Origin of the sequence: Streptomyces sp. NPDC056144 (assembly GCF_042264145.1) — a bacterium.
Taxonomy (GTDB): domain Bacteria; phylum Actinomycetota; class Actinomycetes; order Streptomycetales; family Streptomycetaceae; genus Streptomyces.
In genome coordinates, this window is record NZ_JBHJVF010000005.1 from 1 (window position 1) to 18,873 (window position 18,873).

Here is an 18,873-nt window from a genome sequence, read left to right on the forward strand (position 1 = left end):
CAAACGCCGGGCGGGCTGGAAAATCCAGCCCCGCCGGCGTTTGAGGCGCGGGGTCCGGGGCGGAGCCCCGAACGCTTCAGCCCGTCGGGCGTCAGCGGACCGGGGCCCGGGGCGGAGCCCCGAGTCTTTTCAGCCCGTCCGGCGTTTGAGGACCGGGGTCCGGGGCGGCGCCCCGGTTTCGGGAAGGGGCGGGGTGGGGGAAACGCCCCGCGCAGCGGCCCCCCGCCCCCGCGCAGCGGCCCCCGCCCCCGCGCCCCCTCAGAGCGCCAGCGCCAGCGACACCGGCGCCGCCCCCCGGTTCAGCGTGTCCGCCGCCTCCCGCAGGCGGTGGGCCTGCTCGACGGGGAGGGAGAGCGCCAGGCAGCCCGCCGTGGAGCCCGCCGTGAGGGGGACCGCCGCGCAGACCGTGCCGACCGCGTATTCCTGGAGGTCGAGGACGGGGACCGTCGGCGGCTGGCCGGCGAGCCGGGACAGGAGGATCCGTTCGTCGGTGATGGTCCGGGAGGTCAGCCGGGCCGCCTTGTGGCGGGAGAGGTGGTCTTTCCGGCCGTTCACGTCGAGCTGGGCGAGCAGGCATTTGCCGACGGCGCTCGCGTGCGCCGCGGACCGGAAGTCCACCCATTCGTTGACGGCGGGTGTGCCGGGGCCGTCGGCGACCTGCGTGATCCGCACCTCGCCGTCGATGTACCGGCTGACGTAGATCGCCGCGCCGACGGAGTCGCGCAGTTCGGTCAGGGATTCCTGGAGTTTCACTTCCAGGGCTTCGCGGCGGGTGAGGCCGGAGCCGAGGAGGGCGAGCGAGTCTCCGATCGTGTACGCGCCGACGGCGACCTGTTCGACGTACCCCTCGCGGCGGAGCATGAGGAGCAGGGGTGTGAGGTGGGCGACGGGGAGTCCGGTCTCGCGGGCGATCTGGGCGTCCGACACTCCGCCGCCGTGCCGTGAGACCGTCTCCAGCACGCGCAGGGCGTACTGCACCGAGTGGAACGGCGCGGTGGGCTCGGGCTTCAGCGCCACGGTTTCCCCCTACCAGGTTGTGACCGCATGCTTTCTCTTCACGATAGCCGCCAAGGGGCGTTCGCAGGGGGGCTGTTGACGAGAATGGCGGGCTGGTTCGGGGCCTCACGCTGGGCGGGGCGACCAGGGCATATGCCAACGTCATGACCCCGCCCCCGACTGGTCGGGGAATAAGCGGAGACACCCTCCTGTTTCGTCCTTCGACACATGTGCCGAGGAGAGGGTCGCGACGGTGACCGACGCAATTCGAGGAGAGGTGCGGGGCACCGCGCCCGTACCGCTGTCCGTACTGGACCTGGTGACCGTCGGCAGCGGGCGCACCGCGTCGCAGGCGCTCGCCACCAGCGTCGAGCTGAGCAAGCTCGCCGAGCGGCGCGGCTTCCACCGGCACTGGGTGGCCGAGCACCACTCCATGCCCGGGGTCGCCTCCTCCTCGCCGGCCGTGATCCTGGCCCATCTCGCCGCCCACACCCGCCGCATCCGGCTCGGTTCGGGTGGCGTCATGCTGCCCAACCACGCCCCGCTCGTGATCGCGGAGCAGTTCGGCACCCTGGAGGCCATGGCCCCGGGCCGCATCGACCTGGGACTCGGCCGCGCGCCCGGCACCGACGGCGCCACGGCCGCCGCGCTGCGCCGGACGGCCACGCTCAACGAGGGCGCCGACGACTTCCCCGAGCAGCTGGCCGAACTGACCCGTTTCCTGGACGACGACTTCCCCGACGGCCACCGGTACTCCCGCATCCACGCCGTCCCCGGCCCCGTCCAGGGGCCGACGGGCCGCCCGCCGGTCTGGCTGCTCGGCTCCTCCGGCTTCAGCGCCCGGCTCGCCGGTCTGCTCGGTCTGCCTTTCGCCTTCGCCCACCACTTCTCGGCCCGGAACACGATCCCGGCGCTCGACCTCTACCGGGAGTCGTTCCGCCCCTCGGAGGTCCTGGACAGCCCGTACGCGCTGATCGCCGTCTCCGCGTTCGCCGCCGACGAGGCGGCGGAGGCCCGTCGGCACACCCTGGCCGGCGCCCTCGCGATGCTCCAGCTCCGCCTGGGGCGGCCGGGGTTGCTGCCGTCGCCCGAGGAGGCGGAGGCGTACGACTACAGCTCCGCCGAGCGGGAGTTCGTGGAAAGCTGGATGGCCGACGTCGTGTACGGCGCTCCGGACGAGGTGCGGGTCGGCCTCGACGACCTGCGGAAGCGGACGGGCGCGGACGAGCTGATGATCAACGGCCGGGGGCACGGCGGCGAGGCGCAGCTGCGCAGCTTCGAACTCATCGCGGACGCGTACGACTTCCCGGAGCTGCCGTAGCCCCCGTCGGTCCCGTAGCCCCCGTCGGTCCCGTCGGTCCCGTCGGTCCCGCCGGTCCCCTAGAGGTCCCGTACCCCGCATTTTCCGGAGTGGCTGGTTCCTTCCCCCGGCGCCCCCGCTCCACCCATAAGTGAACCTTAAACCGCTCGTCACCGATGGTGGCGGGCGGTTCTGCTTTGTGCTGCACCCCCCTGACGAGGGGTTTCCTCGGCAAATTGGTCTAGTCCTCAATCTGGTTCAGACCATTGACGCGCCGTTCACACGCCGGTTATCACTTCCTCAGCTCCTGTACGGCAGCACCCAGTACCCCCCCATTTCGGAGGCCGCACGTGCACCCCCGTAAGCCCTTGATCGCCGCGCTCCTCAGCACGGCCCTCGCCGGCGGCGCCCTCGCCGCGACCGTCGGTCTCGGCTCCGCCCAGGCGGCCGACACCTCGACCAGTGCCTCTGCGGGCAACGTGCGCATCGCGTACTACGACCAGTGGAGCGTCTACGGCAACGCGTTCTACCCCAAGCACCTCGACACCCGGGGCATCGCGAGCAACCTGGACGTCATCAACTACTCGTTCGGCAACATCCACCCCACCAACCTCACCTGTTTCGAGGCCAACAAGGCCGCGGGTGACGACAACAACCCCAACGCGGGTGACGGTGCGGGCGACTCGTACGCCGACTACCAGAAGTCCTTCAGCGCGGCGGACAGCGTCGACGGCGTCGCCGACAAGTGGGACCAGCCGATCGTGGGCGTCTTCAACCAGTTCAAGGAACTGAAGGCGAAGTACCCCCACCTGAAGATCAACATCTCGCTCGGTGGCTGGACCTACTCCAAGTACTTCAGCGACGCGGCCAAGACGGACGCGAGCCGCAAGAAGTTCGTGGCCTCCTGCATCGACCAGTACATCAAGGGCAACCTGCCCGTCGAGGGCGGCTTCGGCGGTGCGGGCACGGCGGCCGGCATCTTCGACGGCATCGACATCGACTGGGAGTACCCGGGCTCCTCCGGCGGCCACCTGGGCAACCACTACGCCCCCGAGGACAAGCAGAACTTCACGCTCCTCCTCGCCGAGTTCCGCAAGCAGCTCGACGAGTACGGCGCGGCCAACGGCGGCAAGAAGTACATGCTGACCGCGGCCCTCCCGGCCGGCCAGGACAAGATCAAGTACATCGAGACGAACAAGATCGGCGCGTACCTCGACTACGCGAACATCATGACGTACGACATGCACGGCGCCTGGGACGGCGACGGGCCGACGTACCACCAGTCTCCGCTGTACTCGGGCACCAACGACCCGACCGACGTCATCGCGCCGGGCACCGAGAAGTACAGCATCGACGCCGCCATCGACTCCTGGATCGACGGCAACGCCACCTACGGGATCACCGGCGGCTTCCCCGCCAACAAGCTGACCCTGGGCTACGAGTTCTACTACCGCGGCTGGAAGGGCGTCCCGGCCGGCACCACCAACGGCCTCGCCCAGACCGCCACCGGCGGCTCCAACGTCCGCCCGCTCTCGCAGCAGGCCGGCATCGCGCACTACAAGGAGCTCGGCGGCATCGTCGACAACGCGTCGACGACCTTCTGGGACGACCAGGCGAAGGCCTCGTACTTCTACAAGGACGGCGAGTTCTTCACCGGCCTCAACCAGAAGTCCATCCAGGCCCGCGTGGACTACGCCAAGCAGCGCGGCCTCGGCGGCGCGATGATGTACTCGCTCCTCGGTCTGGACGACAACATCACCCTGCTGAAGCAGATCAACACCGCGCTCGGCTCTCCCACCACCCCGCCGACCACCCCGCCGGTGACGACGCCGCCGACCACCCCGCCGACGACGCCGCCCACCACCCCGCCCACCACGCCTCCGACGACCCCGCCCACCACGCCTTCCACGGGCTGCGGCACGGTCCCGGCGTACGTCGCGGGCACGATCTACAACTCGGGCAACGAGGTCTCCCACAACGGCCGCAAGTACAAGGCCAAGTGGTGGACCCAGAACGAGACCCCCGGCACCACGGGTGAGTGGGGTGTCTGGCAGGACCTCGGCGCCTGCTGAACCGCACCCCCGAGCAACACCCCTGAGTAACACCTCATGAACGCTGCCCCCGCCCGGACTGTCCCTCCGGCCGGGGGCAGTCCCATGTCCCCGTCCCCTCGTTCTTCGTACTTTTCCGATCGGGCCCACGCGCCATCCCGTGGTGGCTTAGCGTGACGAACAGTGACACCACGGCACGAGAGGGTGTGGGGTGCGATGACGGAAGAACAGAGCGACGGGGTCCTGGAGTCGGGGCGCGAGGAGGACTCCGCGACACCGGGAGCCAGGCCACCCGTCTCGGGTGTGGCGGTGGCCTTCGGCCGGAGCATGAAGACGCTCCGGACGCGGGCGGGCATCGACCGGGAGGCGCTGGGCAAGCTCCTCGGGTACTCGGCGTCCACGATCGCCTCGTTCGAGCAGGGCCGGAGGATCCCGCCGCCGCGCGCGGTCGACCAGGCGGATCACGAGGTCGGCGCGGACGGCCTGTTGAAGGTGTGGAAGGAGGAGCTGGAGCAGGCGCAGTACCCGGCGTTCTTCCAGGGGATGGCGCAGCTGGAGAAGGAAGCGGTGGAGCTGCTGTCCTTCGGCACCTTGGTGGTCAACGGCCTGTTGCAGACCGAGGAGTACATGCGGGCTCTCCTCGCCAACCGGCGTCCGCCGCTCAGCGCGGAGACGATCGAGCAGCGGGTGAGTGCCCGGCTGGCCCGGCAGGCGATCTTCGACCGCCGCCCCGAGCCGCTGACGAGCTTCGTCATGTGCGAGTCGGTGCTGCGGCGGGAGTACGGCGGCAAGGAGGTGCTGCGGGGGCAGTTGGAGCACCTTCTCCTCATGGGGCAGCGGGCGCACGTCGAGATCCAGGTCCTGCCGCTCAGCTGTGCCGAGAACGCGGGCGTGGACGGTCCGTTCACCGTGATCACCCGCGAGGACGGCAAGCGTTTCGTCTACGCCGAAGTCCAGGGCAACAGCTCCCTGGAGACCGCCCCCAAGCGGGCAGTTCTCGCCGCCGCCCTCTATGGAATCATCCGGTCACAGGCTCTCAGCCCACGAGAGTCGCTGGCGTTCATCGAGAAGTTGTTGGGAGAGCTATGAACAGCACGGAATCCCTCGCTTGGTTCAAGAGCAGCTACAGCGGCGCCGAGGGCGGCGAGTGCGTCGAGGTCGCGGCGGGCGCGGGAGTCGTGCACGTCCGTGACTCGAAGGACGTGGCCCGCCCGTCCTTCCAGGTCTCTCCCGCCGCCTGGGCGGGGTTCGTCGGGCTCGCCTCGGCCGAGTAGGTGAGGAGGGGCCTGTCCGTCCGGATGACCGGACGGGCAGGCCCTTCGTCTTACACTCGCAAGGGCTCCGTCCCGCCGATGAGTTCGGCGATGCGGTCGGCGGGGACCGCCCGCGAGTACAGCCAGCCCTGGCCCGTGTCGCAGCCGATCCGGCGGAGCCGGGCCGCCTGGCCGGTCGTCTCGACGCACTCGGCGGTGACCGAGATCCCGAGCCGGTGCGCGAGCTGCACGAGCGCCTCCACGATCAGCTCGTCCGCCGGGTTGGCGTGCTCCTCGTCCTGGAAGCCGCGGACGAACGAGCCGTCGAGCTTGAGGACGGAGACCGGCAGCCGGCTCAGATAGGCCAGGTTCGAGTAGCCGGTGCCGAAGTCGTCGATGGCGATGCACACGCCCATGTCGCTCAGCGCCTGGAGCACCTGGAGCGGCCGTCCCGCCGGGCCCATGAGGTCGGACTCGGTCAGCTCCAGCTGGAGCAGGTGCGGGGCGAGCCCGGTCTCGGCGAGGATCGCGGCCACGTCGGCGACCAGGTCGGAGTCCCAGAGCTGCCGGACCGCCACGTTGACGCTGACGAAGAGCGGGCGCTCGCGCGGGTGGTCCCGCTGCCACTGCCGGGCCTGCCGGCAGGCGGTCCGCAGTACCCACCGCCCGAGTTCGACGATGGAGCCGTCCTCCTCGGCGATCTGGATGAACCGATTCGGCGTGAGCGAGCCGAACTGCGGGTGGTGCCAGCGCACCAGGGCCTCCACCCCGCGTACGGCCCCGCCCGCGAGCTCCACGAGCGGCTGGTACTCCAGGGCGAACTCCCCGCGCTCCAGGGCCGGGCGCAGGGAGGAGGAGAGCGCCTGCCGGGTCATGCGGGTGGCGTTGCGCTCCGGGTCGAAGAAGGTCCAGCGGGCCTTGCCGTCGGCCTTGGCCCAGTACAGCGTGGTGTCGGCGGCCTGCATGAGGGCGGTCGCGGTCGTTCCGTGGGCGAGTCGTTCGACGACGCCGATGGAGGCGGAGACCGAGAGGCGTCGGCCGCCGAGGTCGAAGGGGAGTTCCAGGGCGCTCAGCACGGAGCGGGCCAGGTCGGCCAGTTGCTCCGTGCCGGTGGAGTCCTCGATGAGGATCGCGAACTCGTCGCCGCCGAGCCGGGCGACGAGGTGGTCGCCGTTCCCGGCGCAGGCGGTGAGCCGGTCGGCCACGGCGGTGAGCAGACGGTCGCCGACGCGGTGGCCGAGGGTGTCGTTGACGGCCTTGAAGCCGTCGAGGTCGAGGTAGCAGAGACCGATCCGCCCTGTTCTGCCATACCCGTATGACTCGTCGGACTCGTCGGACTGGTAGGTCTCGTCGGAGGCGCACGAGTCGTGCGAGTCGTACGCCTCCGCGGCTTCCAGCGCCGCCGACAGGCGCTCGAAGAACAGGGCCCTGTTGGGGAGCCGGGTCACCGGGTCGTGCATCTGGAGGTGGCGCAGCCGGGCCTGGAGCTCGCGGCGGGCGCTGATGTCCGCGATGGAGAGCAGCACGCGGCGGCTGTCCGGCACGGGGGAGACGGTGACCTCGGCCCAGAGGGTGCGGCCGTCGGGGTGCTTGAGACGGCGGGTGCAGCGGAAGCGGGAGCGGCGGCCGCCGAGGACCTCGCGGTACGCGTGCCAGGTGCGGCCGTCGGAGGAGAGGTCGACGAGGTCGGCGGCGGGCCGCTCGCGGAGCGCGGCCGACGGGGTCCCGAGGAGGGTGCCGAGGGAGTCGTTGGCGTCGACGACGACGCCGTCCTCGTCGACGACGGCCATGGGGAGCTGGGCGACGGCGAAGGCGGCGCGGTAGTCGCGCTCGGCGCAGGCCCGGGCGTGACGCTCCGTGAGGAGGGGGTCGGTCGGGGTCGTCTCCGGCGGCTCTGAGTGCACCGGTCCTTCGGGGGTTCCGCTCACCGCTCGCTCCCGTAGTGCAGTCGGGCCGGTCACTTGTGGTCGGGATGGTCGGCCAAGGAAAAGTGAGCCGATCATAGAGCCAGGCCGGGGGAGCGTTCCAGCTCCGAGGCGGCTCCCGGCGGCGCCGGCGTGCGGGGAGGACCCCGTCGGCCGCCCCGGCCGATCGTTTCTGCACGGGTCTGACACGGGTCGGTGCCGACCTGACCGAATGTGACTTTCCGTGAGCTGACGACCGCTCGTGTCGCGTCGACGCGGGGGCCGTTCCTCACCCGACCGGGGCAGCGGAAACATGCGAAACGCCGCAAAACATCACAAGGTGGATGTGGTGTCCCGCACAACCGATCCGGAGGTCCACGTGAGGGGTCAGCAGCCACCCGGAGGAGTGGAGCGCCCGCGGCTGCGTTCCGGCGCGGCGGCCTTCACGGCTCTCGCCGCCCTGGCCGCCACCGGCCTCGTCGCGGGCCCGGCCTTCGGCGCGACCGTCGCGAACCCCTGCGCCCTGCCCCGTACCGGCGCCCATCACTCGCTCGGCCTCGACAGCTGGAACAGTTCCTACGCGCGCCCCACCCGGGCCCTCGACGCCGTCATGGTCTTCCTCTCCTTCCCGGACGCCGAGCCGCTCACCACCCCCGCCGAGCTCGCCGCCGACCACTTCCCCGCCACCAGCGAGTACTTCACCCGCGCCTCCTACGGCCGCTTCGACCTGCGCGCCCACCCCCGGAGCGAGTGGATCGAGATGCCGCGGGACTCGACCTCGTACGGCATACGGCGGGACTGGGACTCGGGGAACCGCTCGGCCTACCTGCGCGACGCCGTCGCCGCCGCCGACAAGGACGTGGACTTCTCCCAGTACGACATCGTGTACCTGGTCGCCGACCCGGACGCGCCCGGCGTGGACTCGGACGCGACGAAGGTCGTCAACCTCGACCGCCCGCTGGAGGCCGACGGCACCGAGATCAGGCGGGTCGTCACCGTCTTCGAGCGCCACCCGCCCGACCGCAACGTCCTCGCCCACGAGACCGGCCACGTCTTCGACCTCGCCGATCTCTACCACCGCCCGGAGGACGGCGAGGGGGACTGGGACACCCACGTGGGGGACTGGGACGTCATGGGCAGCCAGTTCGGCCTCGCCCCCGACCTCTTCGGCTGGCACAAGTGGAAGCTCGGCTGGCTCTCCCGCGCCCAGGTCACCTGCGTCCAGGGCACCGAGCCGCAGGTCGTCAGCCTGGAGCCGACCGACGCGCCGCCACCGGAGTACGGGGGCCTCGGCACCCGGCTCGCGGTCGTGAGGACCGGCCCCGACAGCGTCCTCGCGATCGAGGCCCGCAGCGCGGCCGGGAACGACGCCGAGACCTGCACCGAGGGCGTCCTCGTCTACCGGGTGCGCAACGGCGCCGCCTCCGGCGACGGCCCCGTCGAGGTCGTCGACGCCCACCCGGACACCGAGGCATGCTGGGACCGCTCGGTCTACCCGCCGCTCGCGGACGCGCCCCTGGAGGTCGGCGAGACCTTCACCGTGCCCGGGACGGGCGTACGGGTCGAGGTGACGGACCGCACGGAGAGCGGCAGCTGGACGGTGAAGATCGCCCCGCCGGTCGTCGGCTGAGCGATCCGGCCGCACACACGAAGAAGCCCCCCGCTTCCGCGAGGGGCTTCTTCTGTCGGTGCGCCGCCAGGGACTCGAACCCCGGACCCGCTGATTAAGAGTCAGCTGCTCTAACCAACTGAGCTAGCGGCGCCTGCTGACGTCGTAGACATTAGCACCCTGATCGGCCGGAGGAAAAATCGATACCCGCACGTCGGGCGCGGAAGCCGCCCGAACGGCCCGCACGCAGGCCCACAGGACGACCTCGGGGCCCGGCAGCCACGGGTTCCGCGTGTCGGGCGCCACCAGCCAGCGGGGGCCCGATGAACCGGACGGGGTGAGCGGCGGCACGGTCACCGCGTCCCCGACGCCGTGACAGAGCGGCCGGGGCACGCCCTCGCCCCACTCCTCCCAGTCGAGCAGCGCCGGCAGCCGCTGGGCCGTCCCGGGCGCGGCGAAGAGCATCATCCGGCCCCGGTGCGTCGCGACGGGCCCGGAGCCCGGGCCCTCCTCCCACAGCCGGTCCAGCATCCGGCGGCCGAAGACCGGGTCCACGCTGACGACGTCGAAGACCGTCCCGCAGGGGAGCGCCGCCGGGGCGTCCGGGCGGGACTCCCAGCGGGTCAGGGCGGCCCCCGGGTAGCCGCCGGCGGCCGAGGCCAGCCAGGCGGCCCCGTCGGCGGTCACCCGGGCCGTGTGGTGCCGTCCCTCGTCGCCCTCGGTCAGGAACCGGAAGATGTCGTGCGGGGCGTCGTCGCGCAGCCAGGTCGTCATATGACCAGATCTACCGGCTGTGACCGTCCGCTATCCGAAGGTCACGGAATCCCGGACAGGAGAGGTACGGGAGGAGTATCGTGCGCGACGCATATGCCAGGAGAGTCCCCGGAAAGGCCTCCCGTGGGGATCCCGCCCCGTCACTCCTCCGACGGGCGGCCGTTCGACAGGATCAGCCCCCGGCCGAACTCGATCATCTTGAGCGCGTAGTCCTCGGTCCACTGCGCCCGCTCGGCCACGTCCGCCACCGTCAGCCGGTCGAACCGGCGCGGGTCCGCCAGCTGCGCCGCCGCGACGGCCTGGAACTCCGTCGCCCGGTCCGACGCGGCGCGGAACGCGAGCGTCAGCTCCGTGGCCCGGGTGAGCAGCTCGCGCGGGTCCTCTATCGACTCCAGGTCGAAGAAGTGCTCCGCCTCGGCGGTCGCCTCGGCAGGCTCGAAGACCAGCGAGGCCGGCCGGAGCCGCCGCTGTCCGCCGCTCCGCTCCGCGGGTTCCGCCATCGTCCTTCTCCTCCTCGCACAGGCACGGCCCGGGATCCCGGGCCGCTTTCCATTGTCCCGCGCCGCGCAAGAGCGTGTGGCTCCCGGCGCACGCCCCCGACCTGCTCCCGAGCCCCGGTTTGGGACACGGCGGGGCCGGTTACCGGTTACGGCGTCCAGCTCACCCGGTGCTCCGCCAGATGTGCCAGGACCGCGTGGTTCGCCTCCCAGCCGTCCGGGAACGACACCGCCGCGCCCAGCTGGACCGGCTCCGCCGACGGGTGCTCGTCGAGGAGCTCCGCCACGCCCGCCCGGCACACCACGACGCACGCGTGCCGATGCCGGGAGGCGAGCACGCACAGCCGCCCGGTCTCCAGGTGGAACGCGGTCGCGTCCGGGCGCCCGGAGAGCGGGTGCAGGACGACCGTCACGTCGTACTCGCGCCCCTGGAGCCGGTTCGCGGTGTCCACGGTCACGCCCGTCACCCCGAGCCCCGCGAGCGCCGCCCGGACCGCCGCCGCCTGGTCGCGGTGGGCCGTACCGACCGCGATCCGGTCGGGCGTGAGCGGTACGGGGGCGTCCGCGCGCTCCGAGACGGCGGCACCGCCCCGGTCGAGCAGCCGCCTGACGACGAGGGCGACCGCGCCGACGGCCTCGGGGTCGGTGCGCGGGGTGTGCCGGGCGGGGAGTTCGAGCAGGCCCCAGCCCGACTCCGCCGCCTCGTCGAGGACCCGGTCGGGCCCCGAGCCGTCCGAGGCGACCGCGAAGGACAGCTTCCGGTCGCCGGGGCCCGTACCGCTGCGGAACGGCGTGTACGGGTAGAACGCGTCCGACACCAGCGGCGCCGCCGAGGCGGGCAGCCGCCAGGACACCGGCAGCCGGTGCTGCGGAAGGTCCGGGTTGTACGCGAGGAGGGTGGCGACCGCCGAGGCGGACGGGTCGTACGCGAGCCCCGCCCACTGCTCCGCGCCGACCACCGAGAACGGGTCGAGCTGCCCGGGGTCGCCCACGAACAGCGCCCTCTCGAAGAGGCCCGCCACGGACAGGAGGGAGTCCGAGCGCATCTGGTAGGCCTCGTCGACGATCGCGTGCGCCCACGGCTCGACGTTCTTCACGTGCGCCCACTTGGCCGAGGTCGACAGGACCACCGGAAGCCCCGCCAGATCGCCGGGTTTCGCCGACTTCCGTACGTTCGCCAGGTCGTCGAGCGCCTTGTCGTAGGCGTCCGCGTCGCTGGAGTGCAGCCGGCCGACCTCCAGGTCCGGCTCCTTCTCGGCGAGCCGCAGGACCAGGTCGTCGACCTGCGCGTTCGTCTGCGCGACGACCATGAGCGGGCGTCCGGCCGCCGCGAGTTCGAGGGCGGCGCGGACGACCAGCGTCGACTTCCCGGCGCCGGGAGGCGAGTCCACGACGACGCCCCGGGCGCTGCCGTGCAGGGTGTCGGCGAGGATGCCGTCCGTGGCGCGGGCGGCCTCGGCGGAAGGATCGAAAACGGGCGCGGTCACAGCACGTCCTCCGGGGTGACGGCATCGGGCAGCTCGACGACGGGCTCGGAGCCCGGGGGACCGCCGTGCGTCCACGGCGTCTGCTCCGGGTCCGGCAGTCCAGGACCGACCCGCTGGTCGTGCTCGAACAGCGTCCAGACGGTCCGTTCGCCCTTCTCCGGCACCGAACCCTCGGCGGGCTCCTTCGACCGGCCCATCCGGTCCAGGACCCTGAGCAGCAGCGAGCCGTCCTCCTCGTACCGCACGAACTCGGCCGTCTGCGGCTTCCCGTCGAGCGAGCGGTAGACCTTCGCCCGCTCGCCCAGGTGCGGCAGGTCCTCCGTGCGGACCGTGAGGAGCGGACGCGGACGTCCCTTGTCCGTCGTGGCCGGCGTCACCTCGACGACCTCGGCCGCGAAGGCCTCGCCCGCGAGCCGCCGCCCCGCCAGGACCAGCGGGTCGTCGAGCGCCTCCTGCGCCTCCAGCTGCCCCTGCGCCCGCTCGCGGCTCGCGAGCTTCGCCGCGGCGGCGATCACGTCGTCCTTGCGCGGCTGCGGCGGCTCGCCGGACGCGACCCGGTCGCGGTGGGCGGTGAACGACCAGCGGTCCCGGGTCCACCGGTCCTCGACCCGCGCCCCCTCCGGCAGCTCCCGCAGCAGCCCGATCGCCCGCCAGACCGCGTCCCACGTGGGCCGCAGCTGCGAGGCGACGAGCCGGCGCAGCTCCCGCTCGGCCGCGTGCAGCTCGCCGAGGCCCGCGTCGGCGGCCTCGCCGTCCTCGGCCGCCCCGACCGCGTGCCGGGCCCGGTCGTACCGCTCGATCGCCGGCGCGAGCAGCTTGTTGTCGAAGGCCGGGTCGGTCGCGGGTCCGGCGGGCGGCCACAGCAGCTGTCCCGCCGCGTCCCGCCCGACCTCGGCCCGCAGCGCCGCCTCGGGGGCGGACTCCCCGTCGGCCGGGTCGATCCAGGCGAGCAGCGCGCCGAGGTGCTGGTCCTCCAGGGAGGACATGCCGGTCGCCCAGTGCCGGTTCAGCAGGTCCGTCGCCGAGAGCAGCAGCGAGGAGCCGGGGACGAGGGCCCGGTCGGCGAAGTGCGTCAGCCACCGCCCGAGGAGCGGGACGCGCGGGGGCGCGGGGAACGGCGTCTCCGGGTCCTGCTCGGCCGTCCGCCGGAACCGCGTCGACCGCCCCAGGAGCCGTACGTACTCCACACCGGCCCGGCTCGGCACGATCAGCTGCGGCGCGTCGGCGCACAGCTCGACCTCGACCTTCACCTTCTTGCCGGTCTCCGGGTCGACCTCGCTCTTCTCCGCCGCCTCGACGACCCCCGTGAACGCGTCGACGTACGGGAGGACCTCCTCGGCCAGATCCGCGAGGAACCCGAACCGCAGGTCCCGGTCCCGGGGCTGCGGCACGACGAGCAGCCGGGGCTCCCCGGGATCGGTCCCGACCAGCGCCCCGAGCGGCGCGCCCGCCTCACCGGCGGTCGTCAGCGGCACGAACACCAGCGGCCGCTCCGACAGCCGCCGGTGCCGCACGGTCGCCACCGGCTGCGCCCGCCCCGCCTCGACGGCCTCCATCCGCGCCAGCGCGGAAATCAACGACATGCGGGCCCCTCCACCGTCAGTGCCTCCTGGCGCAGCGCCCGGGCCCTGCGCAGGGCCGCGACCGCCGGGTCCTCCGGGTCGCCCGTCTCGCCCCGGGCCGCCGACAGGACCGCCTCGATCGTCGTCAGGCCGCCCAGTTCGCCCCGTACCGCGCGGCCCAGGGTCTCGACCGCGCCCGCCGCACGGGCGCGCGCCCGGCAGTGGAAGGCCAGCTCGCAGGCGGCCAGGCACTCGGGGGCGTACGCGTGCGGGACGCACTCGACGGCCTCGGCGAGCTCCGCCCCCGAGCGCTCCGCCACGTCGAAGCTCGTGCCCTCCGGCAGGGCGTCCGCGATCTCCTCGATCCGGGTCAGCCGGCCGAGCTGCCGCAGCGTCACCGCGCGCTGCTTGCGCACGTCCACGACCGAGGCCGTCGGCACGTTCGAGAAGTCCTTCGGGCAGACGAGGAGCACCGCGTGCGCGACCTTCGCGCCCTCCGTCAGCGCCGCCATCCGTTCGAGCGCGAGCACGTACACCGCCGACTGGCGGGCCGCCGCGCCCACCTTCGAGGCGTCGGCCGCGCCGTCGATCATCGGGAAGGACTTGATCTCGACGACCGTCCACCGCCCGTCGGGATCGACGACCACCGCGTCCGGCTCCAGGTACACCGGGGACCCGGCCACCTCCAGGGCGAGCAGCGGGTGGTCGAGCAGCGACCAGGCGCCCGCCGCCGTCGCCTCGCGCAGCGCGAGCGCCGTCCGGGCCGTCCGGCCCTGCGGACCGGCCGCCGCGAGGTCCGGCAGCAGGACCGCCCCGGGCTCGCCGACGCCCAGCAGCCGCAGCAGCTCACGGCCGCCGTCCGCCTTGACCTTCGCCTCGAAGGAGTTGCCCCGCACGATCGCGAACTGCGACTGCCCGTAGGGCGCGGGCGAGCCCAGCTTCGCGGCCAGTGCCGCCTTGTCGACCCCGGCGCCGTCGAGCAGCGCCCGCCGCCGGCAGCCCGGATTCGCGGCGAGCGCCGCGAGCGCCCGCGCGTCGAGGGCGCGCGGAGCCGTACTCGGTCCGCGCAGCTCGGCCAGTTGATGACGAAGGGAAGCGCTCACCCGCCGAAGTCTTGCATCCGCCACTGACAACGGGGGGACATCCCGGTCCTTCCCGCCGCTTCGGCGATGATGGGAGAGGCACGACCCCACACCCGAGCCCCCACGTGACCCCTGGAGAACGCTTCCCATGGCACCGCGCATCCTGCTCGCCCGGCACGGCCAGACCGAATGGTCGCTGCTCGGCCGACACACCGGCAGGACCGACATCCCCCTCCTCGACGAGGGCCGGCGCGGCGCGAAGCTGCTCGGCGAGCGGCTCCACCGGGGCCCCTGGCAGGGCCTGCCCGGCGTCGAGGTGCGCACGAGCCCGCTGGTCCGCGCGAGCGAGACCTGCGAGATCGCCGGGTTCGGGGACCGCGCCGAGCCCTGGGACGCGCTCATGGAGTGGGACTACGGGGCGTACGAGGGGCTGACCCCGGCGCAGATCCAGGACATCCGCCCCGGCTGGTTCATCTGGCGCGACGCCGTCCCGGACGGCGAGACCCTGGCCGAACTCTCCGCCCGCGCCGACGAGGTCGTGAACTGGGCCCGCTCGGCCGACCGCGACGTCCTCGTCTTCGGCCACGGCCACATCCTGCGCTCGATCGGCGCCCGCTGGCTCGGCGAGGACGTGTCCTTCGCCTCCCGCATCCGCCTCGACCCGACGAGCCTGTCGGTCCTCGGCTGGGCCTACGGCGCCCCGGCGATCGAGCGGTGGAACGACACCGGCCACCTGGAGTCGTAGACCCGCACGGACTCGGTCACCTCGACAGGACCCGGCGCGTCTCCGCCAGCATCCCGCTGATCCGCGCGGAGGCGATGCCGTCCAGCGAGTCCACGACCCGCCGCGCCTCCGCCGCCGCCTCGTCGGGCCGCCCGGCGTGGGCCAGGTCCCGCGCCAGGTGCGCGCGGTAGAGCGCGAGGTTCCGGGCGAAGTACGGATTCTGCAGGACGGTCGCCCGGTGGGCGTGGCGGACGGCCCGGCCCCAGTCGCCCAGCGCCGCCCAGCACTGCGCCTCCTGGGCCTCCCGCTCCGGCTCGCCGAAGAACGACATCCACTCGGGGTCGCCGTCGGACGGCCCCCGGTCGAAGTGCGCGTGGGCCCGGCCGAGCGCCTGCTCGCAGGCGCTGCGGTCGCCGAGCTCGGCCCACGCCCCGGCCTCCCGCAGGGAGAGCAGCGAGAGCAGCCGGTCCGAGTCGAGCGGCTGCGCGGCCCGCAGCCCGGCCTGGGCCGCCCGGACCGCCTCGCGGTGGCGGCCGGTGTCGCGGGCGAGGAACGAGGTGTTGCAGAAGGCGTGCGCCTCCAGGGCCGCGTTCCCGGAGACCCGCGCGGTCGCGAGCGCCTCCGCGTAGTGGGAGCGGGCGTCCTCGTGGCGGCCGGAGTCGTGGGCCAGCCAGCCGACGGAGAGGGACAGCTCGCCGGCGCCCGCGTGCAGCCGGTCCTCGGTGGAGCGGCGGCTCGCGGTGCCCGCGTCGAGCAGGGCGTAGGCGGTACGGAGCGGTTGTGCGGCGATCTTGTAGAGCCCGTCGGCGCCGTGCCGGTCGTCGAGCGTACGGATGCGCCGTACCGCCTCCTCGACGGCCCGGACCTCGGTCTCGCCGATCCGGTGGGTGCCGCGGGGGGCGGGGATCGCGACGGCGGGGCCGCCGAGTCCCAGCGAGGCGGCCGCCAGGGTGGCGGAGCCGCTCGCAATGAATGCGCGACGCAGCACGTCGCTCTCCTCATCGTTCCGGGTCGGGAGGGCGCCGGGAGCGGGGACCGCGGCCGGGGCTGTCTGCCGCCGTCCGCGTACCGCCTCCCGCGCGGAGAACCCCAGGTCGCAGAGGCCGAGCCCGGGGAACATGTGCAGGAAGACCCGCTCGTACGCGTAGTTGGGGCAGCGGATCTCGCCCGCTTCCACGCGCCCGATGTAGCGGGCGTCGCACGCGACCTGTTCGCCGATCTCCCGCGCCGCCCTGCGGACCGCCGCGGCGAACTCCGCCGGCGAGAGCTGTCCGCGCAGCCGGCGGAAGGCGAGATTGGGAACCGCCCGTGACATCGTCATGGCCCGAGCCCTCTCCTGGTGCTGCCGGGGTGTCCGGCGGCAAGAACGTACCCGCTGTGACCGGATGCCTACGTGGAGTTTGGCTACAAATCGGATATCTCGCCTCCGATCTGCCATGAACTGCCATCCTTTGCAGCGGCATGGCGCCGTAGCCGTTGACGCGGACGGGCGTTGAACCGTATGGGAGAGACGGAACGTGTCTCCTCTGGAGCGAGGAGGGGTCCCATGTCGGAGATCGGATCGCAGTCCACGGAGCCCTGGGACCTGGTGACCGTGCCCGTACGGCAGGGCCTGGAGGCCGTCGACATCCTGCGCCGCGGCGGCGGCCCCACCGTCGGGCCGGTCGTGCACGACGGCACCTGCGACACCCTCGGCTTCCTCGTGCCCCCCGGCACCGCCGCCGCCTGGGACATGCCCGGCAGCGCGTGTACGAGGACCTCGGGGCGCGGTCTCCGCCTCCCCGAGCTGCCCGAACTCCCCGAGCCCACCGGCGACACCCCGCGCCCGGCCGGCTGGCTGCTGCCGCCGGGGGAGTCCGAGCCCGTCACCGACCCGGTGGTCCTGCGCCACGCGCTCGGCGAGGCGGCCCGCCTCATCGAAGCGGCCGACGGCTGCCACTGAGCCCTGCCCTCGGCACACCCCGGATAATGGGGCCGTGGCCAGGAACAAACAGCGGGACCGGGCGGCAGCCGCCGCCACCGTCGAGGAGACCGTCGACGGCGGTCTCGCGCAGCTCGTACCCGACCGGGAGCGCCCGCGCGCCTGGACCCTGCTCATCGACGGCGCCCCGCAGTCCCACGTGGACCTGGACGACCCGGCCCACCTCTCCTTCGAGTACCAGCGGCGCCTCGGCCACATCGCCGACCTCGTCGCCCCGCCGAACCGGCCGCTCCAGGTCGTGCACCTCGGCGGCGGCGCGTTCACCCTCGCCCGGTACGTCGCCGCGACCCGGCCCCGCTCCACCCAGCAGATCGTCGAGATCGACGGGGCCCTGGTCCAGTTCGTCCGCCGGGAGCTCCCCCTCGACGCCGGGGCCCGCATCCGGGTCCGCTCCACCGACGCCCGCGCCGGGCTCGCCAAGGTGCAGGACGGCTGGGCCGACCTCGTCATCGCCGACGTGTTCGGCGGGGCCCGCACCCCCGCCCACCTGACCAGCACCGAGTTCCTCGCCGAGGTGCGCCGGGTGCTGCGGCCCGGCGGCTTCTACGCGGCGAACCTCGCCGACGGCCCGCCCCTGGCCCATCTGCGCGGCCAGATCGCCACGGCCGCCACCGTCTTCCCCGAGCTCGCCCTCACCGCCGACCCGACGGTCCTGCGCGGCCGCCGCTTCGGGAACGCGGTGCTGCTCGCCTCGGACCGCGAGCTGTCGGTCGCCGAGCTGACCCGCAGGGTCGCCACCGACCCGCACCCGGGGCGCGTGGAGCACGGCAAGGAGCTCGCCGACTTCGCCGGGGGAGCGCAGCCGGTCACCGACGCGAGCGCGAAGCCCTCGCCCGTACCGCCCGCGTCCGTGTTCCGCTGACGCGGGGCCTCACAGCTTCCGTTCCTCGATCTGCACGTGGGGCGGGCCGTCGTGCCACAGGCAGAAGACGGAGATCTCCCGGCCGTCTCCGGTGAAGGTGACCCGGATCCAGGCCGGGTCCTTCCACACCTGCATCTGCCAGCCGGAGGCCGGGGTCGCGGAGACGAGCTCCGCCGAGGACTCGCCCAGGTCGAAGGTGACCCGGCCGCCGTCGACGGTGTAGGTCTTCACGCCGCTGTCGGACGTTGCCGCGGGGGCGTCCGTACTCGTCCCGGGGGCCGGGGCGGTGCTTGCGGCCGGTGCCTCCGTCGTGGGCTCAGGGCCGGTGGGCGAGACCGGGTCGGGGGCCGCCGTCCCCGTCCCCGTCTCCGTCTCGGCCGGGTCCGCCGGGGGCGTGGACGCGGTCCCGGCGGGCGTGCGGGCGGCGCTCTCGGTCGCCTCCGGACGCGCGGAGGACGAGGCGCCGGGAGACCCGGACGGCGGCGCGGAGGTCTCCGGGTTCCGCGTCGAGGACGTCAGCGGGTTCAGCGGATCGTCGCCCGCGAGCGCCGGGGCCTCGTCGGCCGGGCCGGCCGGGAGCGGCAGGGCTCGCGGGGGGTCGTAGACGGTTCCGGACAGCACCGAGTGCACCCCCCACCAGGACAGGGTGACCGCCGCGCCGGTGGCGAGCGACCAGGCCAGGGCGTGAACGAGTCCTCTTCGCACCGGCTCATAGTGCACCACCCCGGAGGGGTGCGGGCCGGAGGGTGGACATTGCTCACGGGCTCACCCGAATGGCGTACGGTGCGGCC

17 protein-coding genes and 1 tRNA gene are annotated in these 18,873 nt (G+C 73.2%); 8 read left to right on the forward strand and 10 right to left on the reverse strand.

Features of this window, described 5'->3' with window-relative positions; translation table 11 throughout:
- Positions 1 to 258: 258 nt before the first annotated feature.
- A complete protein-coding gene (locus tag ACFC0Z_RS16790; protein ID WP_376438016.1) occupies positions 259 to 1,017 on the reverse strand; it encodes an IclR family transcriptional regulator in 759 nt (252 codons plus the stop codon).
- A gap of 232 nt (positions 1,018 to 1,249) precedes the next feature.
- Here ACFC0Z_RS16790 and ACFC0Z_RS16795 point away from each other — a divergent pair, with 232 nt between their 5' ends.
- From ACFC0Z_RS16795 to ACFC0Z_RS16810, 4 genes are all read left to right on the forward strand, one after another.
- A complete protein-coding gene (locus ACFC0Z_RS16795; protein WP_376438018.1) occupies positions 1,250 to 2,317 on the forward strand; it encodes an LLM class flavin-dependent oxidoreductase in 1,068 nt (355 codons plus the stop codon).
- A 329-nt stretch (positions 2,318 to 2,646) separates the two neighbouring features.
- Positions 2,647 to 4,368: a glycosyl hydrolase family 18 protein gene (locus ACFC0Z_RS16800; protein ID WP_376438020.1), complete on the forward strand. Its 1,722-nt coding sequence runs from the start codon at positions 2,647 to 2,649 to the stop codon at positions 4,366 to 4,368.
- 195 nt (positions 4,369 to 4,563) lie between these two features.
- The gene (locus ACFC0Z_RS16805) at positions 4,564 to 5,436 is read left to right on the forward strand and encodes a helix-turn-helix domain-containing protein (protein WP_376438022.1); all 873 of its coding nucleotides are present in this window, start codon (positions 4,564 to 4,566) and stop codon (positions 5,434 to 5,436) included.
- Positions 5,433 to 5,621 carry a DUF397 domain-containing protein gene (locus ACFC0Z_RS16810; protein ID WP_376438024.1) on the forward strand — a complete coding sequence of 63 codons (189 nt, stop codon included), beginning with the start codon at positions 5,433 to 5,435 and terminating at the stop codon, positions 5,619 to 5,621. Before ACFC0Z_RS16805 ends, ACFC0Z_RS16810 begins: the two co-directional genes overlap by 4 nt.
- A gap of 50 nt (positions 5,622 to 5,671) precedes the next feature.
- On the opposite strand, the gene ACFC0Z_RS16815 is transcribed toward ACFC0Z_RS16810, so the two are convergent.
- On the reverse strand, positions 5,672 to 7,528 hold the full coding sequence (locus tag ACFC0Z_RS16815; RefSeq protein WP_376438026.1) for a putative bifunctional diguanylate cyclase/phosphodiesterase: 1,857 nt from the start codon (positions 7,526 to 7,528) through the stop codon (positions 5,672 to 5,674).
- A 355-nt stretch (positions 7,529 to 7,883) separates the two neighbouring features.
- Between ACFC0Z_RS16815 and ACFC0Z_RS16820 the strand changes: the two genes are divergently transcribed.
- On the forward strand, positions 7,884 to 9,134 hold the full coding sequence (locus tag ACFC0Z_RS16820; RefSeq protein ID WP_376439125.1) for a M6 family metalloprotease domain-containing protein: 1,251 nt from the start codon (positions 7,884 to 7,886) through the stop codon (positions 9,132 to 9,134).
- 59 nt (positions 9,135 to 9,193) lie between these two features.
- Here ACFC0Z_RS16820 and ACFC0Z_RS16825 read toward each other — a convergent pair.
- The 6 genes from ACFC0Z_RS16825 to ACFC0Z_RS16850 all read right to left on the reverse strand — a co-directional run bounded on the left by ACFC0Z_RS16825 (position 9,194) and on the right by ACFC0Z_RS16850 (position 14,536).
- Positions 9,194 to 9,267, reverse strand: a tRNA-Lys gene (locus ACFC0Z_RS16825).
- A complete protein-coding gene (locus ACFC0Z_RS16830; RefSeq protein WP_376438028.1) occupies positions 9,258 to 9,887 on the reverse strand; it encodes a hypothetical protein in 630 nt (209 codons plus the stop codon). The genes ACFC0Z_RS16825 and ACFC0Z_RS16830 overlap by 10 nt, the downstream gene beginning before the upstream one ends.
- Before the next feature lie 140 nt (positions 9,888 to 10,027).
- On the reverse strand, positions 10,028 to 10,387 hold the full coding sequence (locus tag ACFC0Z_RS16835) for a hypothetical protein (protein WP_376438030.1): 360 nt from the start codon (positions 10,385 to 10,387) through the stop codon (positions 10,028 to 10,030).
- A gap of 146 nt (positions 10,388 to 10,533) precedes the next feature.
- Entirely contained in the window at positions 10,534 to 11,871 is a 1,338-nt protein-coding gene (locus tag ACFC0Z_RS16840; protein ID WP_376438032.1) for an AAA domain-containing protein, read from the reverse strand.
- Positions 11,868 to 13,454, reverse strand: coding sequence for a hypothetical protein (locus tag ACFC0Z_RS16845; RefSeq protein ID WP_376438033.1), 1,587 nt, complete (start codon positions 13,452 to 13,454; stop codon positions 11,868 to 11,870). The genes ACFC0Z_RS16840 and ACFC0Z_RS16845 overlap by 4 nt, the downstream gene beginning before the upstream one ends.
- On the reverse strand, positions 13,445 to 14,536 hold the full coding sequence (locus ACFC0Z_RS16850) for a hypothetical protein (RefSeq protein ID WP_376438035.1): 1,092 nt from the start codon (positions 14,534 to 14,536) through the stop codon (positions 13,445 to 13,447). Before ACFC0Z_RS16850 ends, ACFC0Z_RS16845 begins: the two co-directional genes overlap by 10 nt.
- Positions 14,537 to 14,663: 127 nt before the next feature.
- Between ACFC0Z_RS16850 and ACFC0Z_RS16855 the strand changes: the two genes are divergently transcribed.
- Positions 14,664 to 15,260, forward strand: coding sequence for a histidine phosphatase family protein (locus tag ACFC0Z_RS16855; protein WP_376438037.1), 597 nt, complete (start codon positions 14,664 to 14,666; stop codon positions 15,258 to 15,260).
- A 16-nt stretch (positions 15,261 to 15,276) separates the two neighbouring features.
- Here the strand turns inward: ACFC0Z_RS16855 and ACFC0Z_RS16860 are convergent, their stop codons facing one another.
- Positions 15,277 to 16,560, reverse strand: coding sequence for a tetratricopeptide repeat protein (locus tag ACFC0Z_RS16860; RefSeq protein ID WP_376438038.1), 1,284 nt, complete (start codon positions 16,558 to 16,560; stop codon positions 15,277 to 15,279).
- A 225-nt stretch (positions 16,561 to 16,785) separates the two neighbouring features.
- Between ACFC0Z_RS16860 and ACFC0Z_RS16865 the strand changes: the two genes are divergently transcribed.
- Both ACFC0Z_RS16865 and ACFC0Z_RS16870 read left to right on the forward strand, forming a co-directional pair.
- A complete protein-coding gene (locus ACFC0Z_RS16865) occupies positions 16,786 to 17,181 on the forward strand; it encodes a hypothetical protein (RefSeq protein WP_376438040.1) in 396 nt (131 codons plus the stop codon).
- Positions 17,182 to 17,215: 34 nt separating this feature from the next.
- Positions 17,216 to 18,082 (forward strand): spermidine synthase, encoded by an 867-nt coding sequence (locus ACFC0Z_RS16870; protein WP_376438042.1) that lies wholly within the window; start codon positions 17,216 to 17,218, stop codon positions 18,080 to 18,082.
- A gap of 9 nt (positions 18,083 to 18,091) precedes the next feature.
- Here ACFC0Z_RS16870 and ACFC0Z_RS16875 read toward each other — a convergent pair whose 3' ends face one another.
- Positions 18,092 to 18,787: a hypothetical protein gene (locus tag ACFC0Z_RS16875; protein ID WP_376438044.1), complete on the reverse strand. Its 696-nt coding sequence runs from the start codon at positions 18,785 to 18,787 to the stop codon at positions 18,092 to 18,094.
- Between the last annotated feature and the right edge of the window lie 86 nt (positions 18,788 to 18,873).

Bases quoted from the DNA above. Each gene is read 5' to 3' on its own strand.
- ACFC0Z_RS16805 (WP_376438022.1), top strand. From the start codon at position 4,564: ATGACGGAAGAACAGAGCGACGGGGTCCTGGAGTCGGGGCGCGAGGAG.
- ACFC0Z_RS16810 (WP_376438024.1), top strand. From the start codon at position 5,433: ATGAACAGCACGGAATCCCTCGCTTGGTTCAAGAGCAGCTACAGCGGC.
- ACFC0Z_RS16830 (WP_376438028.1), bottom strand. From the start codon at position 9,887: ATGACGACCTGGCTGCGCGACGACGCCCCGCACGACATCTTCCGGTTC.
- ACFC0Z_RS16835 (WP_376438030.1), bottom strand. From the start codon at position 10,387: ATGGCGGAACCCGCGGAGCGGAGCGGCGGACAGCGGCGGCTCCGGCCG.
- ACFC0Z_RS16845 (WP_376438033.1), bottom strand. From the start codon at position 13,454: ATGTCGTTGATTTCCGCGCTGGCGCGGATGGAGGCCGTCGAGGCGGGG.
- ACFC0Z_RS16855 (WP_376438037.1), top strand. From the start codon at position 14,664: ATGGCACCGCGCATCCTGCTCGCCCGGCACGGCCAGACCGAATGGTCG.
- ACFC0Z_RS16860 (WP_376438038.1), bottom strand. From the start codon at position 16,560: ATGACGATGTCACGGGCGGTTCCCAATCTCGCCTTCCGCCGGCTGCGC.
- ACFC0Z_RS16865 (WP_376438040.1), top strand. From the start codon at position 16,786: ATGTCGGAGATCGGATCGCAGTCCACGGAGCCCTGGGACCTGGTGACC.